Source organism: Methylobacterium sp. Leaf469 (genome assembly GCF_001424745.1).
Lineage (GTDB): Bacteria > Pseudomonadota > Alphaproteobacteria > Rhizobiales > Beijerinckiaceae > Methylobacterium.
This window is the reverse complement of record NZ_LMRE01000037.1, coordinates 1-3,091: the sequence shown is the minus strand read 5'-3', so window position 1 is coordinate 3,091 and position 3,091 is coordinate 1. Positions and strand designations below refer to the sequence as shown.

The following is a 3,091-nucleotide window of genomic DNA, read 5'->3' as shown; positions in this document are numbered from 1 at the left end:
GTCCTTGGCTTGGCCGTACAGGTTCTCGGCGGCACCCTGCGCCTCGCGGGCGCGGCCCTCGACCGAGTCCCGGTTCGAGCCCGTGAGGTCGCCCACCGCGCCCTGCACCTTGCCGCCGAGTTCCTTCGCGGCGCCGGTGATCCGATTCGTGTCGACCATGATGGTGTTCCTGTTCTCGTTTCGATGACGTTCGTCGGCTGTAACGTGCGAGCGAAGCTACGTTTGAACGGCAATGTTCGGTTTCAGTTCGAGCTTCGGTAGTGACTACTGAGAGGTTTCTCGCCCACGACTTCGGATATGAACGCCGATGCTCCGGCGGCTTCGTTCTCCGGGCCTTCCAGCTACGAAGAAATCTAGATCGCCTTCCGCATGCACTGGCTTCCACTGGCTTCGCGAAGTCCGGTGCGAACCCGTCCCTCAAGTGGTCCGCCGTGGCCCGTGAGCAATGGTGCAAATATACTGGTAAGGCAGTTTTTATTTGCTAGCCTCCGAAATCGGGAACCCGTTGTTGCGACCCCACACGATGGCTTCCGAGCGCTTGTGGACCGCGAGCTTCCGGTAGAGCGATGCGGCGTGGTTGCGGACCGTGTTGCGCGAAAGCCCCAATCTCTGCGCAATGCCATCGTCGTCCAGTCCTCGGCAGATGAGGTCGAGGATCTGGCGCTCGCGACCCGTCACGTTCGGAACGACGGCGTCACGGGTCTCGCTCGCCGGCCGGCGAAGGGTCGTGAGCTTCTCGATGAGCCCGCGGCTGAACCAGGAGGTGTCGGCCATGACGGTTTCGATGGCTTCGAAAAGCTCCCGCTCGGTGCGCTTGCGCTCGGTGATGTCCTGCAGCACCAGAAGGGCGAAGGTCTGGTCGCCGATCTCCACGCGCTCGGCCGAGACGAGGCAATCGAAGTTGGTGCCGTCTTCGTGCCGGAGGCAGACCTCCAGGCCGAGGACATAGCCGGTGCGCGCCACCGCCGTCTCGAACCGGGTTCGTGCGGCGTCGTGCACCCAGAGACCAAGTTCCGCGGGCGTACGTCCCGTGACCTTGTCGGCGCTGTAACCGAACACCCGGGTGAAGGCCTCGTTGACGCCGGTGATGGAGAATCCCTCGGCCCGTGCCAGCAGGGTCGGCACGGGAGTGAGGTGGAACGCCTTGGCGAAGCGCTCCTCGCTCTGACGAAGGGCCTTCTCCGCCTTGCGGCGCAGTTCCAGGTCGGCGAAGGTGAAGAGCATGCAGGGCTCGTCGCCGAACTCGATGGGCTGGCCGGCGACGATGACGAAGCGCGAACTGCCATCAGGCAGATCGAGGCTAGCCTCCATCTGCGGGATGGTGGCGCCGGTATTGAGCCGGGCGATCGCCAGATCCCGGCTGCGGGCGCCTGCCAGCACGTCGACCTCGTAGACGCTGCGGCCGATCACGGCGTCGCGGGTATAACCGGTCATCTCCAGAAAACCGTGGTTCACCTTGACGTGACGCAGGTCCGACAGCCGGCAGATCACTGCAGGTGCCGGATTGGCGTTGAAGGTGGCTTCGAAGCGCTCCTCGGCCTCGAACTGCTCCGAGACGTCCTTGAGGATGAGTGCCAGACAGCTCGGATTGCCCTCCCGGTCGGTGGCGACGAGGCTGCGTAGGGAGTGCACGAAATCGACCTCTGGCCGGTCCGTTCGGGTCACCTCGACGATGACGTCGTGGAAACGTTCTCCCGAGACGACGCGCTCCATGGGGTATTGGTTCGGAGCGTGGTTGTTGCGGTAGCGCAGTGTGAAGCGCCCACGATAATCGTCCACGGTCTCGCCGAGTTCGCCGATGGTTTCCGCGCCATGCATCGCGAGGGCCGCCTCGTTGGCATAGGCAATGGTCTGGTCGGGCTCGACCAGGATCACGCCCTCGCTGAGGCCGGCGATGATCTGCCGAAGCTCATGCCTGTCGACGGCAACCACCACGTCCCACCGCCTTCCGTACCGCTCGATTCAAGCCAGGCCGTAACAGCGGTCGTGGACGGACGGTTCCGGGCCGGGAGGTCCGCAGACCGGTATATCTGGATCATTGACGTGAATGTGAACGATCATCCAGAACCGGCCCGGTAGAATCTACCGTAGAGGGGCAGCCTCTCAGGGCTGATATCCCGAACAAGGACTCCTCCCCAGAATGCTGACAAGCATCGTCACCGACGAACCTTCGCCGAGCGAGGGATTGCCCCGTCATGTCCAGGATCAGATCGGGGCACGGCTGAACGAACTCATTCCCAGCGTGAACACGGTCGATGCCGATACGAAGCTCGGCCGAGTTCTGCTACGTCTGCGAGCCGCCCTGCTCGACGCCGAGGCCGAACGTCAGGTCACGAAGGCGTTCGGCGACGAACTCATCGCCGTGGTGCCACGTCTCCGACGCTTCGCTCTGCTCCGTACCGGCAATGCCGCAGAGGCAGACGACATGGTTCAGGCGACCCTCATGCGGGCATGGGAGCACCGATCCCAGTTCCGCACGGGGACCAACCTCGTCGCGTGGCTGTTCACGATCCTGCGCAACATCCATCTGAACCAGCGCAAGCGTTTCCGCCGGGAGGTCGAGGACGTCGACGGCGTCATCGCCGGTTCGGTCTCCGCGCCGCCCGAGCAGGAACACCGCGTTGCCCTGGCCGAGCTACAGTTCGCCTTGAACGACCTCCCGCCGGAGCAACGCGAGACCCTGTTGCTCGTGATGGTCGACGGCCTGCTCCACACGGAGGCCGCGATGGTGCTCGGGTGTCAGGTCGGTACCGTGAAGAGCCGGGTGAGCCGGGCACGCGAACGTCTCGCCCTCGCCCTCGGCCTTTCGGGATGACACCGTCGGACACTTCGGGGCCAACCAGGGCTTTAACCTTGTGGGTCTTGCGTTCAGCGCCCGATGACCCGTTGTCTTCCGGGCGTTCGAGGAGCCGAACAACGCTCGTTTTTCCCGAGTTAGGAGGTCGTATCGTCGGTGGTGGCGAGGCGGTGCGTGATCCAGTCCTGGGCGGCGTCGAGGCTGGCGAAGGTCGGCGGGTTCGGGTGGTCGACGCGGCCGAATCCGGCTTCGAGGAACCACCGGCCGGCGTCCGACCCGTGCTGCTCGCACAGG

The 3,091-nt window shown here is 64.4% G+C and carries 3 protein-coding genes; 1 reads left to right on the top strand and 2 read right to left on the bottom strand.

The genetic code is table 11. The features are described from left to right. Positions 1–159: CsbD family protein (locus ASG60_RS16805; protein WP_156398942.1), on the bottom strand; the 159-nt coding region annotated here is incomplete at its 3' end. Positions 160–474: 315 nt separating this feature from the next. Beyond that, the gene (locus ASG60_RS16800) at positions 475–1,935 is read right to left on the bottom strand and encodes a PAS domain S-box protein (RefSeq protein ID WP_056261668.1); all 1,461 of its coding nucleotides are present in this window, start codon (positions 1,933–1,935) and stop codon (positions 475–477) included. A gap of 205 nt (positions 1,936–2,140) precedes the next feature. On the opposite strand from ASG60_RS16800, the gene ASG60_RS16795 reads away from it, so the two are divergent. Then, complete coding sequence (locus tag ASG60_RS16795) at positions 2,141–2,815, top strand: sigma-70 family RNA polymerase sigma factor (protein WP_244476705.1); 675 nt, start codon at positions 2,141–2,143, stop codon at positions 2,813–2,815. The last annotated feature ends 276 nt before the right edge of the window (positions 2,816–3,091 follow it).